This is a genomic window from uncultured Allobosea sp., assembly GCF_945957345.1.
In the GTDB taxonomy this organism is placed as follows: Bacteria; Pseudomonadota; Alphaproteobacteria; order Rhizobiales; family Beijerinckiaceae; genus Allobosea.
This window is the reverse complement of the sequence record NZ_CAMFKW010000024.1, coordinates 1-18,953: the sequence shown is the minus strand read 5'-3', so window position 1 is coordinate 18,953 and position 18,953 is coordinate 1. Positions and strand designations below refer to the sequence as shown.

Here is an 18,953-nt window from a genome sequence, read left to right as displayed (position 1 = left end):
TGCGGTTTTCGGACAAGGCCGATGCGAGAACACAAAAAGCGGCGCGGGCGCGGTCAAGAACGATCCGCGCCCGCTCATTGCGTTACTTCACCTGCTGGTAGTTCTGCGCGTTGAACGCGTCGAAGGGCAGCTCGGCGATGCGGAACCAGAGCTGCTCCTTCTTCCAGTACGGCAGGAAGGAATCGTAGAAGGTCTTGAAATTGGCGTTGCTGGCGGCGAGCTCGCCATACATCGCGAAGGCCTCCTTGAACGCCGCCGCCATCACCTCCTGCGGGAAGGGCCGCAGCTCCGCGCCGGTGCCGGCGAGGCGAATCAGCGCGTCGGGATTGTTGTGGTCGTATTTGGCCACGCAGAGCATGTTGGCCTCGGCGCAGGCCGCTTCCACGATCGCCTTGTAGGAGGCCGGCAGCTCGTTCCACTTGTCCTGGTTGGCGAGGAAGCTGACATTGGCATTCCCCTCCCAGAAGCCGGGATAATAGTAGTACTTGGCGACCTTCACGAAGCCGAGCTTCTCGTCGTCATAGGGGCCGGAGAACTCGACCGCGTCGAGCGTGCCGCGCTCGAGCGCCGGATAGATGTCGCCGCCGCCGATGGTCTGCGGCACGACGCCCAGCCGCGCCATGATCCGGCCGCCGAGGCCGGCGATGCGGAACTTCAGGCCCTTCAGGTCCTCCAGCGACTTGATCTCCTTGCGGAACCAGCCGCCCATCTGCGCGCCGGTATTGCCCGAGGGAATCGTGTGGATGTTGTAGGTCTTCATGAAGGCGCGGCAGAGCTCGAGCCCGCCGCCCTGATAAAGCCAGGCATTCTGCTGCCGCGTGTTGAAGCCGAACGGCAGCGAGGTCTCGAAAGCAAAGGCCGGGTCCTTGCCGATATAGAAGCTCGACAGCGTGTGGCTGCACTCGACGGTGCCGTTCTGCACGGCATCGAGCGCCTGGAGCGCCGGCACGATCTCGCCCGGCGCGAAGACCTGGATCTGGAAATTGTTGTCGGTCGCCTCGGCCACGCGCTTCGCGACATGGGTCGAGATGCCATAGAGCGTGTCGAGGCTCTTGGGGTAGCTGGAGGTCAGGCGCCAGTTGATCTTCGGCTGCGACTGCGCGACGGCGGGCGCAGCGATGACGGCGCTGCCGGCGGCACCGGCACCGGCGACCTTGACGAAACTGCGGCGATCCATGGGGTTACCTCCTGCTGGCCCGGGTACTTTGCCCGGAGCGAATTCACGCCTTGTGCCGTTCGAACGGCACAAGGTCCGCGGGCAATATCGCCCACGATTCGCGCGGCAGGCTACAGGCAGATGCGCAGCAGCGGAACCGGGCGCATCTCGCGCGCCTATGCACCAACCACAATGCGAAAACGGCGGCCCCGAGGGACCGCCGTTCGATCAGACCGGCAATGGCCGGGAGATCAGTTCTTGGCGATGAAGCACTGCCCGCCGGCCGCCTGCAGCCCCGAGCACATCGAGGTCGCATCCTCGCGGGAATAAGGCCCGACGCGGAGGCGGAAGACGGTCTTGCCGCCGGCAAGCTCGGTCTTGCGGACGATCGGCGCCTGGCCGCCGAGTTGCTGCGGGTACTTGCGCTGGAGCGCCGCAAAGGTGGCGCGGGCTTCGGCTTCGCTGCCGGGAGCGCCGAGCTGCACCACGAAGTCGCCGGTACCGGCACGGACTGCAGCCGCAGCAGGGGCCGAAGGCGCAGCGGCGGGAGCCGGCGCTGCGCTGGCGACACGGGTCGGCGCGGCCGGCGTGGTCGCTGCCGGCGGTGTGGTGGCGCGCGCCTCGGCCTTCGGAGCGGCCGAGGGGAGCTGCATCGGGCGCGACAGGGCCACGTTCGCCGCCTGGTTGGCAAGCGAGCGGGTGGGCGCCGAACCGGTCGCGATCGGCTGGTTGCTGTCGACGGCGACGGGATTCTGCGCCGGCGTGCCGTCCGGACGGATCGCGACGGTGCGAACCTTGCGCGGCTCGCCGAGGCCCGGCACGGGCGGCATCGGCGTCAGGCCGGGCTCCGGCGGAACGATGCTGCGCTCGGGTGCGCTCGGCGCGGCGGCGAGAGCCGTGCCGCCGCCGGAATTCGGACCGGGCGCGACGACGCGCGGCGCCATCGAGCGGGCGGCCTGCTGGACGTCGACCGGCTGCTCCTCGTTGTTTACGACCTTGGTCGGTGCCGTCGGCGTGTCGGGGCTGCGCTCGTAGATCTGCTTGTTCTGGTTCGGGATTTCCGCGCCGCCCGGATTGGCGGGAGCGACCTTGACCGGGCCGGAATCGGCCGCGATCATCGGTGGCTGCCCGTCCTTCGTGGTGGTGCCGCCGCGCAGGGTGAAAGCCGCGCCGACGCCGACAAGCCCGACGGCGATGACCGCAGCGGCAGCCCAGAGCCCCTTGCGCGAACGGCGCGGCTCCAGATCCGGCATCTCCTCTTCGCCGTATTCGGGCGCCTGCATCGCCTGCTGGGCATGGCCGTAATCATAGGCAGGCTCTTCCGTCGCGTAGGCGGCCGGGGCCTGGCGATACTGCGCGCCCTCGTCGAGGTCGCGCGGCGGGGCAGCGCCCTGGATCGCCGCCGGGCGGGAATAGGGCAGCGGCTCCGGCAGATCGTAATCGGGCTCGAATGCGGGCTGGGGCGCAGGCCGCGCCTGCACCGGCGTCGGAGCTTCGGCCCGGCGCGGCTCGGTGCGGCGGAGCAGCGCCTCGAACTCGTCGAGCGCCCCGCGCATCTCGGCCGGCGGCTGGCTTACTTCGGGGACGGCCGGCGCCGGCTGCTGCGGCACCACCTCGAAGCTCGGCTCCTGACGCATGGCCGGGCGCGACGGCTGGCGCCGCTCGGCGAAGATATCCTTGAGCGGATCGTCCTGCCCGACGATGCGGGTCAATTCCGCAAGCGGGTCGGCCTGCTGCCCCGGGCGGGGCGCCTGCCCTGCTCCGCGCAGCTGGCGCTCGAGATCTTCGAGATCGAGCGCGAAACGGTTCCTAGCTGGCTCACTCATGGTACGATCCATTCCAGCACAAGCCGCTTCCTCCTATGGAAGAACCGGGAACTCTGTGCGGTCAACCTGACCTTGTGCGCGCCGCCGGAAATCCTTTTTCCGTCAGCGCATCTCTTCCGGCGCCGCAACTCCGGCGACAGCCAGACCGGAAGCAAGGACGCTGCGCACCGCGTGCACGAACGCCAATCTCGCCAAGGTCGACTTTCGATCAGTTTGATTAACGAACCGTAATTGCGGCGAGTCTTTGCCCTTGTTCCAGAGCGAATGGAAGGCGCTCGCCAGCTCATGCACGAAGAAGGCCACGCGATGCGGCTCATGCGCCGCCGCCGCGCCCTCGATGATTCGCGGATAGGAAGCGAGCATCTTGACGATGCCGACTTCGGCCTCGTCGGTCAGGATCGAAAGGTCTGCACCGGCCAGCGCCGGCGTCGACAGATCGAGATCGGGGAACGCCTCGCGCGCCTGTCGGAAGATCGAGGCGCAGCGCGCATGCGCGTACTGGACGTAGAAGACTGGGTTGTCCTTCGACTGCTCGACGACCTTGCCGAGGTCGAAATCCAGCGTCGCGTCGTTCTTGCGGAAGATCATCATGAAGCGCACCGCGTCGCGGCCGACCTCGTCGATGACCTCGCGCAGCGTGACGAAATCGCCCGAGCGCTTGGACATGCGCACCTGCTCGCCATTGCGCAGCAGGCGCACGAGCTGGCACAGCTTGACGTCGAGCGAGCCCTGCCCGTTCGTGACGGCCTTCACGGCCGCCTGCATGCGCTTGACATAGCCGCCATGGTCGGCGCCCCAGACGTCGATCATCTCCGGGAAGCCGCGCATGAACTTGGAGCGATGATAGGCGATGTCGTTGGCGAAATAAGTGTAGCTGCCGTCCGACTTCAGCAGCGGCCGGTCGACATCGTCACCGAACCTGGTGGCCCGGAACAGGGTCTGCTCGCGATCCTCCCAGTCCTCGTCCTTCTGGCCCTTCGGCGGTGGCAGGCGACCTTCATAGACGAGGTCGCGCGCGCGCAGATCCTCGATGGTCTGGTGCACGGCGTTGGAATTGCCGTCCCGCCCCTGCAGCGAACGCTCCGAGAAGAAGAGCTCGTGGACGACGCCGAGCGCAGCGAGATCGTCGCGGATCATCGCCATCATGCCGTCGATCGCCGCCTGCCGGACGAGCGGCAGCCAGTCCCATTCGGCCTTGTCGCGCAAGCTATCGCCATACTGCTCGGCTAGCGCCTTGCCGACCGAGACCAGGTAGTCGCCGGGATAGAGCCCCTCGGGAATCGCGCCCATATCCTCGCCCAGCGCCTCGCGATAGCGCAGGAAGGCGGAGCGGGCGAGCACATCGACCTGCGCCCCGGCATCGTTGATGTAGTACTCGCGGGTGACGTCATGACCGGCGAAGGCGAGCAGGCTCGCCAGCGCATCGCCGAACACGGCGCCGCGGCCATGACCGACATGCATCGGCCCGGTCGGATTGGCCGAGACATACTCGACATTCACCCGGGGCTCGGGCTTCGGCGTGCCGCGCCCGTAATCCAGCCCCGCCTCGATCGCCGCCTTCAGGACCGCCGTGAACACGGCCGGCTGCAGCGTCAGGTTGATGAAGCCGGGGCCAGCGATCTCCGCCTTGGTGATCTCCGGGTCCTTCGACAACTCCTCGACCAGCAGCGCGGCAAGCGCGCGCGGGTTCGTGCCGGCATCCTTGGCCAGCACCATCGCGGCATTGGTGGCGAGATCGCCATGGGCCGGGTCCTTGGTCGGCTCGACCACGACGCGCGCGAGATTGAGGCCGGCCGGGAGCGCGCCTCGCTCGGCGAGGCCTGAGAGCGCGGCATGAAGACGGGCGGAATAGATCTCGAACAGGTTCATTGCGGCCACGATTGCGGATGGAAAGCCGCCCGGCCCTATCGCAGCGAGGGGGTGGCGTCAAACAGGCGGCGATGCTCGTCGAGCGCGTACCAGTCGGTCATCCCCGCGATATAGTCGGCAATGCGCCGGGCGCGGCGGTGCTCGTCGAGCGGATCGCAACCCGCCGCCCACTCCTCCGGCATCGCCGTCGGATCGGCGCTGAAGCGCTGGAACAGATCGCGCACCACCTGTGCGGCATCGGCCCGGATCGGCGCGATCCGCGGGTGGCGATACATGTTGGGATAGAGGAAGCCCTTGATGTCGCGGTCGGCCGCCTCGATCGCCGGCGAGAAGGCAATAACGGGCGCGTCCGCCCGCCGGATCGCATCGGCATCATCTGGCGCCAGCGCCGTCAGGCGTCGCTGCGATTCCATGATCACGTCCTCGACGAAACGCGTGATCACCCGCCGCACCAGCTCGTTGGTGGCGCGCGACCGCTCCAGGCCCGGATGCAGCCGCTCGATCTCGTCGAGCAGTTCGGCCAGGAAGGGCACGGCCCGCAGCTCGGCATGGCCGAACAGCCCGGCCCGCAACCCATCATCGATGTCATGGGCGTTATAGGCGATGTCGTCGGCCAGAGCCGCGGCCTGCGCCTCAGCCGAGGCGTAGCTGTCGAGCCAGAGATCCTGGCGCTGCTGATATTCGACGATCGCGACGGGAATGCCGCTCTTCGCGTAACGCGCCGTCGGCCGGCCCTCGTGGTCGAGCAGCGGGCCGTTATGCTTGACCAACCCCTCCAGCGTCTCCCAGCTCAGGTTGAGTCCGTCGAAATCGGCATAGCGCCGCTCCAGCCGCGTCACGATCCGGAGCGTCTGGGCATTGTGGTCGAAGCCGCCGAACCCGGCCATGCACTCTTCCAGTGCATCCTCGCCGGTATGGCCGAAGGGCGTGTGGCCAAGGTCATGCGCCAGCGCCAGCGCCTCGGCGAGATCCTCGTCGAGGCCGAGCGCGCGCGCCAAAGCACGGGCGATCTGCGCCACCTCGATCGTATGGGTCAGCCGCGTCCGGTAATGATCGCCCTCATGCGAGACGAAGACCTGCGTCTTGTGCTTGAGCCGCCGAAAGGCGGTCGAATGGATGATGCGATCGCGGTCGCGCTGGAATTCGCCGCGCGTCGCCGAGGCCGGCTCCGCCACGAGGCGGCCGCGACTCGTCGTCGAGCGGCAGGCATAGGGCGCGCGCCAGCGCTCGCCCGGCTCGGCGCCGGGTGCGAAGGAAAAGCCGGAAGGCGAGTTCTGTGGATGCGGCATGGCTGCCCCGTCGCGCGCCTATCCTTGTGGAGGCGCTGCCGGGCCATTACCTTCCCGGGTAACCAGGGTGCAAGGAGCATCTGCCCATGTCGACCGATCTTGCGGTCAACCCGCGCGGCATCGCGGTGACCGCAAATGCCGCAAAGCGCATTCTCTCGGTGATGGCGAAGGAGCCGCCGGGCTCGATGCTGCGCGTCAGCGTCGCCGGCGGCGGCTGCTCCGGCTTCCAGTATATTTTCGACGTCGACCAGGAAAAGGCGCCGGACGATCTCGTCATCGAGCGCGACGGCGCGACCGTGCTGATCGACGAGACATCGCTCGACCTGCTCGAAGGCTGCACGATCGATTTCGTCGACGACCTGATCGGCCAATCCTTCCGCATCACCAACCCGAACGCGACCAGCTCCTGCGGCTGCGGGACGTCTTTCGCGGTCTAGCCTTCGGCTCGGCAGGCGATTTCCTGCCCGAAGCACCGGCGGTGTCAGGCGGCATGCCCGGCTGCACGCTTCAGGATCGGCCTGCCGTACTGGCCGAGCCGCATGATCTCGGAATCGAGCACAACCTCCCCAAAGACCCTGACGAGATCGCGATCCAACTTCCCGCCCATAGCGACGAGCGCCGCATAGGCGTCGCCGGGCGGCATGGGCGGCTTGTAGCTGCGCCGCTCGATCAGCGCGGCATAGACGTCGCAGATGGTGATGATCCGCACCACATCGGGGATGCCGTCGCCGCTCAGCCCATGCGGATAGCCCGAGCCGTCGAGATATTCGTGATGCGAGAGCACCGCGGTCAGGACGATCGGGGCGAAGCCCCCTTGCGCGACCAGCATGTCATGGCCGATCCCCGGATGCCGGCGCATGACCTCCCGCTCCGCCGGCGACAGGCTCTCGGGCTTGCGCAGGATTTCGAGGGGAATTTGAACCTTGCCGATATCGTGCAGAACCGCCGCCTCGGCGATCAGCCGCCGGTCGGCCTCGCGGAAGCCGAGGCGCTGGGCGAAGGCCGCGGCCAGGCCGGAGACGAGCAGGCAATGCTGATAGGTCGCATCGTCATGGCGCCAGACCATGTCGAGCCAGGCATTGAGATCGCCGCCATCGGCCGCGCGATTGAGGGCGGTGACGCTGTCCTCGATCGCCTGCAACGGCAATCCGGCGCCGGCCTCAGCCGCCCCCATCAGATCCGAAAGCGCTGCAGAGGCGGCCACGAAGCGCCGCCCGAAGGCCGCCGCATCCTCGGACTGGCTCGGCGGGGCCAGCAACAATCCGACCCTGTCGAGCAGCACGGCGGTCGAGACATCGGCCGGCAGGATCTCCGTCGCGCCGAGAGCATTAGCCTGAATCTGGCAACGGCTCGACATGTCGCGGAGCAGGAAGATGCAGTGCAAGCCGGCCTGCCGGTGCGGCGCAAGCGCCGCGCGGGCCGCCTCGATGTTCAGACGTTCGGAAAGATCGAGATCGACGACGAGAAGACGACCGGCCGCATAGGGAGCGCCGCCGTTACCGCCGAGCGACAACGCCGCGCACGGACCCCAGACAGAGAGAATCCGCTGCAGCGCCTGACGGCGTTCGTCGTGGTCACTGAACAGAAGAACGATGACGAGGCCTCCGAAGAAGCCTCAATCATAAGCGAGCGAGTTGAAGAAGCGTAAAGCCCGGTGCCGAAATCCGGGCGCATGTTTGCAAAACTGACTTAGCTCAATGTCCGCGACGATGCCGCCTTCGGCACAAGTCGCGGTCAGTCAGTGCGCGACGGTAGCTCCGCCACCCTGCTCCAGGTGGATTTCAGCAGCCATCAGCCCCTTCGGTCCCGGCCCGTAGCGCACCAGCACGGTCTGCCCCGGCACCAGCTCGACGAGGCCGTAGCGGCGCAGCGTCTCCATATGCACGAAGATGTCGGGCGCCCCCTCGCCCTTCGAGACGAAGCCGAAGCCGCGCAGGCGATTGAACCACTTCACCACCATGCGCTCGAGCCCGCTGGTCGGCGAAACCGCGACATTGGTGCGCGCCATCGGCATCTCGGACGGGTGGCGGCCGGATGTCGTGTCGATCGAGAGCACGCGCACGGCTTGGCGGCCCCGCGACTTCTCGACGGCTTCAAGCACGATGCGAGCCCCTTCGGCTATCGTGTTGAATCCGTCGCGCTTCAGGATCGTGACGTGGAGCAAGACATCAGCGCCGCCCGCCTCCGGGACGACGAAGCCGTAGCCCTTCGAGACATCGAACCACTTGACGTAGCCGGTGACCTCCACCGGCACTTCCGACGCGTGGCTACCCGGTCCATCGAGCCGCATGACTCGATTGAGTGACTGGATGGGACCCATCGGTGGCCGCCCGCTCTCACCGAATTCGTCGGACATGTGCCGCTCACCCCCACGCGCAACGCTTGATTCGCATTGTCACGATACCATTGCTGCCGATTCAGGATACAGCCCCCAAAAATTCGTCCACATCATCATGGCGGGCCGATCAGCCGAGCGGACCGCCCCTTCGGGAGAAGCATGGGGGTCGCGCCCCCGAAGCATGGCATGCTGGCGGAACTCCTCCTGAACAGGATTCGCCATGCTCGACCTGCCCACGCTCGCGCTCTTCACCGCCGCGGCGGCGGTCCTCACGGCCACGCCGGGTCCGGACATGCTGCTGATCGCTTCGCGCAGCCTCAGCCAAGGGCGGATGGCGGGCCTCCTCACCTATGCCGGCATCGCAGTCGGCAGCTACCTGCAGGCCTTCGCCGCAGCTTTCGGCCTGTCGCAGCTCTTCATTCTCGTGCCGACGGCCTATGACGCCTTACGCTGGCTGGGCGCAGCTTATCTCGCCTATCTCGCCTGGACGACCTTGCGCTCGCAGACGCCGCTCTTCGCGCCCGGCCAAGTGCCTGCCGTCCCGCTGCGGCGCATCTTTCTGCAAGGTCTCTGGACCAACCTGCTGAACCCCAAGATGGCGCTCTTCATGCTGGCGCTGCTGCCGCAATTCCTGAAGCCGGAACAGGGCTCGATCGCACTTCAGGTCGTCGTTCTCGCGACGATCCTGAACGCCATGGGTTTCCTGATGAACGGCATCGTCATCCTCGCGGCGAGCCGCATCGGCCAGGCGCTGGCGAACCGTCCAGCGCTGGCGCGCCTACCGCAGCGCTTGATGGGCGCGGTGTTCGGCGGCCTCGCAATCAGGCTGGCGCTGGCCTCGCGGGGCTAACCCGGCAAAGCCCCCAGAACCGCCCCGCTCTCGGCGCGGATGACGAGATCGGCGATCGGGTCGAGTTCCGTGGGTTCGCGGTTGAGGATGACGAGCTTCGCGCCCTGCCGCTTGGCGATCACCGGCAGGGTCGCCGCCGGATAGACGACAAGCGACGAGCCGACGACGAGGAAGAGGTCGCAATCCAGCGCCAGCGCCTGCGCCCGCTTCATCGCCTCCTGCGGCATCGCCTGTCCGAAGGAGATGGTCGCCGACTTCACCGGCCCGGCGCAAATCATGCAGGCGGGCGGCTCGCCGGTCGCCTCGAAGGCGGGCCGGATCGCATCCAGTTCGTGCCGCCAGCCGCAGGTCAGGCAGGTCGCGTAGGTGCCGTTGCCGTGCAGTTCGATGACCTTGTCCGCGGGCACGCCGGAGGCCTGGTGCAGCCCGTCGATGTTCTGGGTGACGATGGCCGGCGAGCGCCCTTCCGCCACCAGCCGGGCGAGCGCCCGGTGGCCGCTATTGGGCGCCGCCCCGCGGTAATGGTCGTCCATCGTGAACTTGCGGCGCCAGGCCTCGATCCGGACGTCGCGGCTCTGGACGAAGGCGTCGTAGGGGATCGGCTTGTTGACCATCCAGGGCGAGCCGGGCGTGCGGAAATCCGGCACGCCCGATTCCGTCGAGATGCCGGCGCCGGTGAAGCTGATGATGCTGTCCGCCCGGTCGAGCAGCGCATGCAGCGCTGCGATGGCATCCTCGGTCTCGTCCTGCATGCGCCCGTCCGATCGCTGGATTGGAAGTCCTCCAGATATGGCGCGGGTTTGCTGCGCTTCCAAGGCGATTGACGCAAACGTCCGCACGCAGCAAACCAGTCAGACCATGCCGACGACCGTCAAAGCCGCCCTCAATCCCGATCTCATCGATACCGGCACGCCGCCGATCCCGGAGGCGCAGGGCTGGGCGCGCGCCTATGGCGGCGCCCGCGGCCCGCTGATCGACCTGTCGCAGGCGGTTCCCGGCTCCCCGCCGCCGGCGGCCCTGCTGGAAAAGCTCGCCACTGCGGCGGCCGAGCCCGGTAGCACGCGCTATGGCGGCATCACCGGCGACACCGCCCTGCGCGAGGCCTATGCCGCCGAGATCTCCCGCATCTACGGCACCGCCTTCAAGCCGGCCGAGGTCGCGATCACCTCCGGCTGCAACCAGGCTTATGTCGTGACGATGATGGCGCTGGCGCGGGCCGGCGACAACGTGCTGCTGCCGACGCCCTGGTATTTCAACCACGAGATGACGCTGACCATGCTCGGCATCGAGGCCCGCCCGCTGCCTTGCGCGCCGGAGGCCGGCTTCGTGCCGGATGTCGCGACCGCCGAGGCGCTGATCGACGAGCGCACCCGCGCCATCGTCCTTGTCACCCCCAACAACCCGACCGGCGCAGTCTATCCGCCTGAGACCATCGCCGCCTTCGCCGCGCTCTGTGCAAGGCGCGGCATCTGGCTCGTGCTCGACGAGACCTATCGCGATTTCCTGCCCGCTGACGTTGCCAGGCCGCATGAAGTCTTCGCGACAACGAGCTGGCAGGATTCGGTGATCGGCCTCTACAGCTTCTCGAAGGCCTATGCGATTCCGGGGTGGCGCCTCGGCGCGATCACGGCCGGCGAGCCGGCGCTGGCCCAGATCGGCAAAGTGCTCGATTGCGTGCAGATCAGCCCGGTCCGCGCCGGACAGGCGGCAGTCACCTGGGGCATCGACGGCATCCGTGATTGGCGCGAGCGTAACCGCGCCGAGATCAACGCCCGCGCCGATCTCTTCCGCCAGGCGATGGCGCCGCTCAACGGCTGGCGCGTGCTCTCGGCCGGTGCCTATTTCGCCTATGTCGCCCATCCGTTCGCAGGCGTGAAAGCGGCCGAGGTGGCGCGCCGCCTCGTCGAGGATTGCGGCGTGCTCGCCCTGCCCGGCCCCTATTTCGGCCCCGGGCAGGAAAACCACCTGCGCATCGCCATCGCCAATGTCGCGGCGGACAGGATCGAAGGGCTGTGCGAGCGACTGACGGGGTTCTCGCTCTAGCCGACAAACCGTCATGCTCGCCCTCGTGGCGAGCACCCGCGTCTTGAATGCAAGCCCCGACCAGCGAAGACGTGGATGGTCGGGACAAGCCCGACCATGACGCGAGAGTGGGCCGCAGGACTTACCGGAACAGCGCCGCGTAGCGGTCGCGATAGGCCCAGACCAGCATCGAGCCGAGCACCACGAGGATCGCGGCGACCGGCAGACCCTGCGGGTTGATCGTGATGTGGAACAACACGATCACAGCCATGACCGGGGCGATCAGCGCGAGCCCGAAGGCCGGCACGACATTCGAGATCAGGCTCAGCGCGCCGGTGAGGTTGACGGCCTTGATGAAGGGCCAGAGAAAGCCGGAATCCTGCAGAGCCGTCTCGAACACGACGCCGCGCGGGCTGGTTGGCGGATGGATCAGGTTCGCGCCGGTGGCCAGCCACCAGAAGCCGTCGACGGCGCTGATCAGGAAGATCACCCCGAGCAGGACGCGCGGGACGGTGACGAGGAAGAAGGTCTTCATGGAAATCCGGGCCGATAAAGGAATGGCCCCGGCAGCGCCGGAGCCATCCTTGGTCGCCTCGGTCGCGCGCCGGGTTCAACCGGCGCACTAAAAAACTACATCGTCGCGCCGATCTGCCAAGGCACGTATTCGGCGTCGCCATAGCCGAGCTCTTCGGATTTGGTCCGCTCACCTGAGGCGACCTTGAGCAGCTTCTCGAAGATCTCGCGGCCCTTCTGCTCCAGCGAGACGCCGTCGAGCACGTCGCCGCAATTGATGTCCATGTCGTCGATCATCTTCTCGTAGATCGGCGTATTGGTCGCGAGCTTCACCGAGGGCGTCGGCTTGCAGCCATAGGCCGAGCCGCGGCCGGTCGTGAAGGCCAGGATGTTCGAGCCGCCAGCGACCTGTCCCGTCGCCGCGACGGGATCGTAGCCGGGCGTGTCCATATAGACGAAACCCTTCTCCCTCACCGGCTCGGCATAGTGGTAAACCGCCGAGAGCGTCTTGGTGCCGCCCTTCGCCGCCGCGCCCAGCGACTTCTCCAGGATGGTGGTGAGCCCGCCCGCCTTGTTTCCCGGCGAGGGGTTGTTGTTCATGCTCATCCGGGCGCGCTCCGTATAATCCTCCCACCATTTGATGATGCCGACGAGCTTCTCGCCGACCTCGCGCGTCGCGGCGCGGCGCGTCAGCAGATGCTCGGCACCGTAAATCTCGGGCGTCTCGGAGAGGATCGCCGTGCCGCCATGCTCGACGAGGATGTCGACGGCCGCACCCAGCGCCGGATTGGCGGTGATGCCGGAATAGCCGTCCGAGCCGCCGCATTGAAGGGCCAGCATCAGTTCGGAAGCCGGCACCGTCTCACGCACCGCCCGGTTGGCGATCGGTAGCATGGTCTTCAGCGCATCGATGCCGGCGGCGACGGCCTTCTTGGTGCCGCCGGTCTCCTGGATCGTCAGCGTGCGGAAGACGTCGCTCTCGGTGACGCCATAGGCTTCCTTCATGCGGCTGATCTGGAAGCCCTCGCAGCCGAGCCCGACGACCAGCACCGCCGCCATGTTGGGGTTGCAGGCATAGCCCCAGGTCGTGCGCTTCAGCACCTCGAAGCTTTCGCCATTGTAGTCGATGCCGCAGCCGGTGCCGTGGGTCAGCGCGATCACGCCGTCGACATTGGGATAATCGGCGAGCAGCCCGGAGCGCTTCACCTCCTCGGCCATGAAGCGCGCGGCAGAGGCCGAGCAGTTCACAGAGGTCAGGATGCCCACATAGTTGCGCGTGCCGGCCTTGCCATTGGTGCGGCGGAAGCCCTCGAAGGTCGCCTGCTGCTCGACCGGCAGCACGAACTCCGGCTTGGCCTCCTGCGCGAAGGCGTAGTCGCGGTCGAAGGCATGGAAGCCGGTATTATGCTCGTGCACCCAGTCACCCGGCAGGATATCGGCCGTCGCGAAGCCGATGATCTGGCCGAACTTGCGGATAGGCTGGTCCTTGGCGATCGGCGCGATCGCCATCTTGTGCCCGCGCGGGATGCGTTTCAGCGCCTCGACGCCGGCCGCGGTCACGCCGAGATCGACGGGATCGACGGCGACGACGACATTGTCGGCAGCATTGAGCTTGAGCGTGCGGGGCGGCGCGGACTTGTCGAGCATGGCGGGGACCGGAACCTCTCGGCGCCGCGACGGCGGCGCACGCCCTAGAGATGCCCCCAACCGGCCGCATTTTCAATCGGTTCAAATCAGGAAACGGCTATGCGCCATCATAAGACGGGACGGAGGAAGCAGATACGATCCTGCTCGCCCTCGCCTCAAAGCTGCCGCCCGCGCTTCCGGGAAGGAAGCTCGTCGCCGGTTTCTCAGCCGGCGCGCCGATAGGCGAAATACCGCCCTTCCGGGATGCCTTCGGGCAAGGGAAGCACTTCCAGCGCGTCGTGCTCCAATGCCCAGCCGCTCACGATGATCGCCCCGGGCATCGCCAGCGCCGCGACGCGGGCCGGCAGCCAGGCGAATGCGATCTTGTCCCGTTCGGGAACGCCGGTGGTGACATCGACATGGATCAACGCCGCAGCCGCCCCGTGCTCGCCTTCGAAGACGGGGAGCGTCTCCGCCATATCCCCGACGACGAGGAAGCGTGCGGGCGGCCTCGACAGCGGGTTGGGATGCGGATCGCGCTCGAACACGTAGATCTCGCGGCCCGGCAGCAATTCCCGGAGGTGGTCATATGTCCGCCCGTTGCCGAGGCCGAGTTCGAGCGCAAGCCCGCTCCGCCCCTGGATCGAGGCCGCGGCCCAGTTCAGGATCGTGCGCTGCGCTTCGAGGCGACGAATGAAACTGTCCAGCCGGCTCATGGGCTCCCCGTCATCGAACGGCCTGTGCTGGAGAGTGGCCTCTGCGCTGCCGGCAGGAACGGCACCCTGCCGACCAGCGCTCTCCAAGCCCAGAGCAGCGAAGACCCTGTTGGCAGGAATTACCCGCCGGATCAATGCTGCCGGGCGGGCTCGCACCTGGAATAGTCCAGCGGCAGCTTTCGACCCTTGGCGGAAATTAAGGCACGCCCCAAGCGCCGGCTTAGGGTGCGGCAAACTGCCCCAACGCGGGCGGCAGCCGAGGACTCCGAGATCGAGCGCCGATGCGGGCAACCTAGACCGGCGCAGATGCGCTTGGCTTTATGAACTCAACGCCGATGTCCTTGTGCCGCCGCCACCGCAGGCGGACTCGCTGACGCTCGCCTTGGTAGGACAGCAGCAGGTCGAATTCATCTGGCAGCATCAAGCTATCGGTAATCCGCAACCGGGCCCCGCTGCGCGACACATCAAGGACAATGCATTCGACGGATGCATTCAGATGATCCAGGAAGAACTTGGCTCGCCTATGGACCGACTGACGTTCTCCGCCGCGGCGTTCTGCATTCCGCCTCTTGCGACGAACCAACGAATATCGCAGCGGCAAACCATCGATCCCTGAGCCGCCAATATGGTAGCTCACCTGCCTGGCGATTGCTTCCTTGAGCGATGCGTCCGCCCGTTCCACGGCGGATAGGGCCTCCTCCGCAATGCTTGGGTCGCAAGCCCCGGTCACGCATTCGATTCTAAAATCGAGATCGCTCACCGTCGCCAAGAAGCTGACTTCGTTTGCGATCTGACCGATCTTCATTTCGAGCGCGGCAGTCGTTGCGACGGCATTCAGCGCGACCACGAATGTTGAGTCCGGCCTTCGGCAAAAATATCCCGACTCTGAAATCGCGAGGAGGAGCCGCTTTGCGAACTCACGCGTCAATTCTTCGACGGCAGCGAGTCCGAATTTCCGCGCGAAATAGCCGACCTCGACGATTTGTATGGAAAGAACGCCGATCGTCCCCCTCGATTGGCGCATATTTTCATCGATTTTGTGCAGTAGGTCTTGGGGAGAAAGGAGTCGCGAACTCTGCTCCCAAAAGTCAGAGGCATGATGGCTGGATAGATCGCGTTTTTTTCTGATCCTCTCGATCGCCTCGCCAATCTCCGCCACGCAAGCGTCGTCCATGAGCACCACGTCGCTCATGCCGCGTCGAAATCCCTGGATCACGGCATTCTGGTGGCGACTTGGCGCGACTAGAATGATGGGGACACGACCTGCCACGCAAGACTGGACCTCATCGATGAGCGGCAGGGCGCTTTCAGCGTTCCCGCCCATGCAAATGATGGCTTCGAGAGGTTGGCGCTTAATGATCGCGTCCAACTCCTGAAGATCGCCGACGATCGACGCAAAGGTCCCTACATGCCTTTCAAGACCGCTCAACAGTTCCGCCCCTGCTTGGCTTTCGACCGAAAACACCGCGACGCTGGCGCCAAGAACTGGGCTGTTGGATTGACTCATGCAGGGTACTCACCGCGGCAAGCCGGCCGATCATTACCCAAGGTAGCCCATCCATCCCTTGATACAAATCAAAAGCATGTCCGGCCGCTGATGAGGCTGCCTACAGCCCTAACATCGGCGCAACGGCTTCCAACTCCCGCATGTCCGCTTCGACCCTTTGCCGCCGTTGGAACGCCTCTCTCCGCCGCCCCTTAACGATCTGTGACCAGCACCCGGATCAAGGGTTCACCCAACAGTAACCATCCAAGCCGATGTATCTCCTCAGGACTGCCCGAGAGATACCCGATGCTGACGCGCCGCTCGTTCACCTTCCCCGCCCTGTCCCTCACGGCGGCAAGCCTGGCCGGCTGCGGATCGCGCAGCATCGTCGCGTTGCCCGAGCTCAACACCAGCCCGGTCGCCCCAAAGCCGCAGGGCCTCGTCACGCGCACGCTAGCCCGGCCGAACTATGCCGATATCTATGCCGATTATCCCGGCGAGCGCTTTCCGATCTCGGCGATCGACTATCAGCGCATCGATCCCCGCTTCCTTCGGCAGACGGTCGCTTTTCCGCGCGACGACAAGCCGGGCTCCATCGTGGTCGATCCCGCCGGCTATCATCTCTATTTCATCGAATCGCCGCGCGTCGCGACGCAATACGGCGTCGGCGTCGGGCGCGAGGGCTTCGGCTGGTCGGGCGCGGCCCGGATCAACATGAAACGCGACTGGGCCGACTGGGTCCCGCCTCCCGAGATGATCGCGCGCGATCCCGAGATCAGGGCCCAGCTCGAGCAGACGCCGCGCGGACTCGGCGTGCGCGGTGGCTCGAAAAGCCCGCTGGGTGCACGCACGATGTATCTTTTCGGCGAAGGCCGGGATCTCGGCTATCGCATCCACGGCACCTTCGAGCCCTACACGGTCGGCACGAACGTCTCGTCGGGCTGCATCCGCATGATCAACCAGGACATCGCGCATCTCTATGCACGTGTCTCGCTCGGCACGCCCGTGACGGTGCTGCCCGTGTGACTGCCGCCCAGATGAACGGCAGACAACGAAGCGGTTCACGTTCCGTTGAGCATCCCTGTGATTTGATGAGTATCGAAAGGAGTTTGCCATGCGCAAGCTGTTGATTTTCGCCACGATTGCAGCCGGGAGCGCGCTGGCCGCGCCGGCCATGGCCTCCGAGGCCCTGCCGAAGAGCCTGGCCGAACGCCTCGACAAGGCGCCCGCCGAATATTCCTGGTCGGCTGCCGCCGAGCGGCGCCACATGATCATGGAAGAGACCATGCGCCAGCAGCGCTATGGCCGCGGTTACGGCCCGCCGCGCGGCTACGGTCCGCCGCCCGGCTACGGCCCCGGCCCCGGCTGGGGTCCGCCCCCGCCGCGCTACTATGCTCCTCCCCCGCCGCCCCCCGGCTGGTGGTAATCCCCAGAGCGACGGGCAACCGTCGCTCTTTTTATGATAGGCAGACACGCTTGCCAGCCAGGCCATCTGGCGGCAATCTCCGCCCGGTTAAGACATCAAACAGTGCATGCCGGAGCAGAGCCTCGTCGGGCAGCAGGACATGGGAAGTCCAAGATCATGATCATCGATGGTAGGAATGCCGATGCCCGTCGGTCGGGCCTTGTCGACCGCCGGTCGTTTCTGGTCGGCTCGGCCGTCAGCCTCGGCGCGTTGGGTCTCGCCGGCTGCGCCGGCGACGGCATGAGCCTCGCCGAAGCGCAGCAGATGTACGGGCCCGTGCCCGACAAGAAATTCGCGATTCCCGCCGCCGACATTACGAAGGTCGACCGGAAATATTGGCGCCGCACCGTCCGCTACGAGAGCAAGGAAGAGCCGGGCACGATCGTCGTCGATCCCGCCAATTACTACGTCTATCGCATTGAGGGCGGCGGCAACGCCACCCGCTACGGCGCCAATGTCGGCCGCGACGGCTTCCGCTGGAGCGGCGATGCCTATGTCGGGCGCAAGTCGGAATGGGCGACCTGGACGCCGCCTGCGGAAATGATCAAGCGCCAGCCCGAAGCCGCCAAATACGCGCGCGGCATGCCGGGCGGGCTCGACAACCCGCTCGGCGCCCGCACGCTGCATCTCTACCAGAACGGCAAGTACACGCTGTACACGATCTATGCGTCGAGCGATGAGGAATCGATCGGCTCCGGCATCACCAGCGGCTGCGTCGGCCTGCTCAGCCAAGACATGATCGATCTCTACGATCAGACGCCGGTGAAGACAAAGGTCGTCGTCCTCCCGGCCTGAGGTCGCGGAGGAGTTGCACCAGCCTACCGAAAGCCCGGTCTCCGACCGGGCTTTTTTTATGTCGTACCAGGCTTTCGACGATCGCCCTCAGCGCAGCAACATCCGCAATTTGGCCAGCGCGGATGAATCGGCCTCGTGATAGTCGATCATCGTGCGGTAGGCCCCGTCGCCGGTCATGAGGTAGACGTTGGCCGTATGGTACATGGTGTAGCCACCATCGACAGGGACCTTCTTCGCATAGGCCTTGTAGGCCTGCAGCGCCGCATCGATCTGCGCCTGCGATCCCGTGAGACCGATCACGACGGGATCGAAGGATTGCAGATAGAGCGCGAGTTGCGCGGGCGTGTCGCGCTCCGGATCGACCGTGATCAGCAGGATTTTCAACCGCGCCGCATCCGTCCCCAGTTGCCGGGTCAGATTATTCAATCGCAGCAGCGTGGTCGGACAGACTTCCGGGCAATGAGTGAAGCCGAAGAACACTGCGAGCGGGCTGCCCCGGAAATCGGCGTCGGTCACCGCCTTGCCGGTGTGATCGACCAGGCTGAACGCGCCCCCGATCGCGGGCGGCAGCTCCGTCCGGGAGCGATCCGATACCCACCAGCCCATCAGGATCGAAGTGGAAACGAAGCCGACGATCAGGACGAGCGCCCAGGCTGCATAGCGCACGAATTTCAGCATGCTTGATCCGGCCGGTGGTTCACGCAGCCTTGGCCGGCACGGCCGGATAAGCGGCAATCTCGATCTCGAACAAAACGCGGTCTCCGGCTCAGTGCGATAGCAGGACCTCTCGTCTACAAGCTGAAGCCACCCGAGCTTCAAGTCCCAATCGGCGCACCCACCGCCCAACGAAAAACCCCGGCCTCGCGGCCGGGGTTCTCAAAACGCAACTGAACTCACAAAGCCTCGGCGGCCTATCGGCCGCCGGCCGAAATCACGCCTTCGGAGCGGCCGGGACGGCCTTCGAGACGATGCCTTCGAACGGCTTGTAGGCGTCCTTGGCGA

19 protein-coding genes are annotated in these 18,953 nt (G+C 66.2%); 7 read left to right on the top strand and 12 right to left on the bottom strand.

The window, feature by feature from the left end:
• Nucleotides 1-82 precede the first annotated feature (82 nt).
• The 4 genes from Q0Q36_RS13450 to Q0Q36_RS13435 form a co-directional block, all read right to left on the bottom strand.
• Nucleotides 83-1,177 (bottom strand): ABC transporter substrate-binding protein, encoded by a 1,095-nt coding sequence (locus tag Q0Q36_RS13450; RefSeq protein WP_293798673.1) that lies wholly within the window; start codon nt 1,175-1,177, stop codon nt 83-85.
• A 230-nt stretch (nt 1,178-1,407) separates the two neighbouring features.
• On the bottom strand, nt 1,408-2,982 hold the full coding sequence (locus Q0Q36_RS13445) for an SPOR domain-containing protein (RefSeq protein WP_293798672.1): 1,575 nt from the start codon (nt 2,980-2,982) through the stop codon (nt 1,408-1,410).
• 102 nt (nt 2,983-3,084) lie between these two features.
• On the bottom strand, nt 3,085-4,851 hold the full coding sequence (gene argS / locus Q0Q36_RS13440; RefSeq protein ID WP_293798671.1) for an arginine--tRNA ligase: 1,767 nt from the start codon (nt 4,849-4,851) through the stop codon (nt 3,085-3,087).
• A 35-nt stretch (nt 4,852-4,886) separates the two neighbouring features.
• A complete protein-coding gene (locus Q0Q36_RS13435) occupies nt 4,887-6,140 on the bottom strand; it encodes a deoxyguanosinetriphosphate triphosphohydrolase (RefSeq protein ID WP_293798670.1) in 1,254 nt (417 codons plus the stop codon).
• 86 nt (nt 6,141-6,226) lie between these two features.
• Here Q0Q36_RS13435 and Q0Q36_RS13430 point away from each other — a divergent pair, with 86 nt between their 5' ends.
• A complete protein-coding gene (locus tag Q0Q36_RS13430) occupies nt 6,227-6,577 on the top strand; it encodes an iron-sulfur cluster assembly accessory protein (RefSeq protein WP_293798669.1) in 351 nt (116 codons plus the stop codon).
• Nucleotides 6,578-6,621: 44 nt separating this feature from the next.
• Here the strand turns inward: Q0Q36_RS13430 and Q0Q36_RS13425 are convergent, their stop codons facing one another.
• Nucleotides 6,622-7,497 carry an HD domain-containing phosphohydrolase gene (locus Q0Q36_RS13425; RefSeq protein ID WP_293798668.1) on the bottom strand — a complete coding sequence of 292 codons (876 nt, stop codon included), beginning with the start codon at nt 7,495-7,497 and terminating at the stop codon, nt 6,622-6,624.
• 21 nt (nt 7,498-7,518) lie between these two features.
• Between Q0Q36_RS13425 and Q0Q36_RS13420 the strand changes: the two genes are divergently transcribed.
• Nucleotides 7,519-7,788 carry a hypothetical protein gene (locus Q0Q36_RS13420; RefSeq protein ID WP_293798667.1) on the top strand — a complete coding sequence of 90 codons (270 nt, stop codon included), beginning with the start codon at nt 7,519-7,521 and terminating at the stop codon, nt 7,786-7,788.
• Between the two features lie 90 nt (nt 7,789-7,878).
• Here the strand turns inward: Q0Q36_RS13420 and Q0Q36_RS13415 are convergent, their stop codons facing one another.
• Nucleotides 7,879-8,430: a cold-shock protein gene (locus tag Q0Q36_RS13415; RefSeq protein WP_293798726.1), complete on the bottom strand. Its 552-nt coding sequence runs from the start codon at nt 8,428-8,430 to the stop codon at nt 7,879-7,881.
• A 268-nt stretch (nt 8,431-8,698) separates the two neighbouring features.
• Between Q0Q36_RS13415 and Q0Q36_RS13410 the strand changes: the two genes are divergently transcribed.
• Entirely contained in the window at nt 8,699-9,328 is a 630-nt protein-coding gene (locus Q0Q36_RS13410) for a LysE family translocator (protein ID WP_293798666.1), read from the top strand.
• Here the strand turns inward: Q0Q36_RS13410 and Q0Q36_RS13405 are convergent.
• Nucleotides 9,325-10,080 carry a Sir2 family NAD-dependent protein deacetylase gene (locus Q0Q36_RS13405; protein ID WP_293798665.1) on the bottom strand — a complete coding sequence of 252 codons (756 nt, stop codon included), beginning with the start codon at nt 10,078-10,080 and terminating at the stop codon, nt 9,325-9,327. The two genes, Q0Q36_RS13410 and Q0Q36_RS13405, sit on opposite strands and share 4 nt — an antisense overlap.
• 106 nt (nt 10,081-10,186) lie before the next feature.
• On the opposite strand from Q0Q36_RS13405, the gene Q0Q36_RS13400 reads away from it, so the two are divergent.
• Nucleotides 10,187-11,371, top strand: coding sequence for an aminotransferase (locus Q0Q36_RS13400; protein WP_293798664.1), 1,185 nt, complete (start codon nt 10,187-10,189; stop codon nt 11,369-11,371).
• Between the two features lie 121 nt (nt 11,372-11,492).
• On the opposite strand, the gene Q0Q36_RS13395 is transcribed toward Q0Q36_RS13400, so the two are convergent.
• From Q0Q36_RS13395 to Q0Q36_RS13380, 4 genes are all read right to left on the bottom strand, one after another.
• Nucleotides 11,493-11,885, bottom strand: a complete 393-nt coding sequence (locus tag Q0Q36_RS13395; protein ID WP_293798663.1) for a hypothetical protein — start codon at nt 11,883-11,885, stop codon at nt 11,493-11,495.
• Between the two features lie 95 nt (nt 11,886-11,980).
• Nucleotides 11,981-13,510, bottom strand: a complete 1,530-nt coding sequence (locus Q0Q36_RS13390; protein ID WP_293798662.1) for a UxaA family hydrolase — start codon at nt 13,508-13,510, stop codon at nt 11,981-11,983.
• A gap of 203 nt (nt 13,511-13,713) precedes the next feature.
• On the bottom strand, nt 13,714-14,205 hold the full coding sequence (locus Q0Q36_RS13385; RefSeq protein WP_293798661.1) for a class I SAM-dependent methyltransferase: 492 nt from the start codon (nt 14,203-14,205) through the stop codon (nt 13,714-13,716).
• Nucleotides 14,206-14,497: 292 nt separating this feature from the next.
• Entirely contained in the window at nt 14,498-15,712 is a 1,215-nt protein-coding gene (locus tag Q0Q36_RS13380) for a diguanylate cyclase (RefSeq protein ID WP_293798660.1), read from the bottom strand.
• A 285-nt stretch (nt 15,713-15,997) separates the two neighbouring features.
• Here Q0Q36_RS13380 and Q0Q36_RS13375 point away from each other — a divergent pair, with 285 nt between their 5' ends.
• From Q0Q36_RS13375 to Q0Q36_RS13365, 3 genes are all read left to right on the top strand, one after another.
• Nucleotides 15,998-16,717 (top strand): L,D-transpeptidase, encoded by a 720-nt coding sequence (locus tag Q0Q36_RS13375; RefSeq protein ID WP_293798659.1) that lies wholly within the window; start codon nt 15,998-16,000, stop codon nt 16,715-16,717.
• An 88-nt stretch (nt 16,718-16,805) separates the two neighbouring features.
• Nucleotides 16,806-17,117 carry a hypothetical protein gene (locus tag Q0Q36_RS13370; protein WP_293798658.1) on the top strand — a complete coding sequence of 104 codons (312 nt, stop codon included), beginning with the start codon at nt 16,806-16,808 and terminating at the stop codon, nt 17,115-17,117.
• 156 nt (nt 17,118-17,273) lie between these two features.
• Complete coding sequence (locus Q0Q36_RS13365; RefSeq protein ID WP_293798657.1) at nt 17,274-17,951, top strand: L,D-transpeptidase; 678 nt, start codon at nt 17,274-17,276, stop codon at nt 17,949-17,951.
• Nucleotides 17,952-18,038: 87 nt separating this feature from the next.
• Here Q0Q36_RS13365 and Q0Q36_RS13360 read toward each other — a convergent pair whose 3' ends face one another.
• Nucleotides 18,039-18,629 (bottom strand): SCO family protein, encoded by a 591-nt coding sequence (locus Q0Q36_RS13360; RefSeq protein ID WP_293798656.1) that lies wholly within the window; start codon nt 18,627-18,629, stop codon nt 18,039-18,041.
• Between the last annotated feature and the right edge of the window lie 324 nt (nt 18,630-18,953).